The sequence below is a fragment of the Vibrio sp. 03_296 genome (assembly GCF_002265885.1).
This window is the reverse complement of sequence record NZ_NPKW01000823.1, coordinates 1-821: the sequence shown is the minus strand read 5'-3', so window position 1 is coordinate 821 and position 821 is coordinate 1. Positions and strand designations below refer to the sequence as shown.

Below are 821 nucleotides of genomic sequence, written 5' to 3'. Positions count from 1 at the left end.
CACGACTGCGCCAAAGGTATCGCATTGGTGGCTTCAAATGGTGGCGCCATTGCCGATTACGAAGGTGTCGACAAATCAGCGAAACCAATGCTACCGCTGATTGCTATCAATACAACGGCGGGTACGGCCTCTGAAATGACTCGCTTCTGTATCATCACCGATGAAGCACGTCATATTAAAATGGCGATCGTCGATAAACACACAACGCCACTTATCTCAGTAAACGACCCAGAATTGATGCTAGCAAAACCTGCATCACTCACCGCAGCAACGGGTATGGATGCACTGACTCACGCGGTAGAAGCTTACGTTTCTATTGCTGCAACGCCGATTACTGATGCAGTTGCAATCAAAGCGATTGAGCTTATCCAAGCTCACCTTCGTACTGCGGTTGCGCACGTGAAGATATTGAAGCGCGTGAGCAAATGGCTTACGCACAGTTCATGGCAGGTATGGCATTTAACAACGCATCATTGGGCTATGTACACGCAATGGCACACCAGTTGGGTGGCTTCTACGACCTACCTCACGGTGTATGTAACGCAATCTTGTTGCCACACGTACAACGCTACAACGCACAAGTTGCCTGAAGCGTCTACGCGACGTCGCAAAGCAATGGGTGTCAATGTTGAAGGTATGAGCGCAGAGCAAGGTGCAGACGCAGCGATCGAAGCCATTGTGCAACTCGCGAAAGATGTTGGTATCCCAACAGGAATTCGCGAACTTGGCGCGAAACTGGAAGACATTCCAACACTTGCCGACAATGCGTTGAAAGATGCCTGCGGTTTCACCAACCCGAAACAAGCGACACACGAAGAGAT

At 50.1% G+C, this 821-nt stretch carries 1 pseudogene; it reads left to right on the top strand.

The features are described from left to right. A pseudogene (locus CIK04_RS28160) lies at positions 1-821 on the top strand (iron-containing alcohol dehydrogenase); the annotation flags it as partial.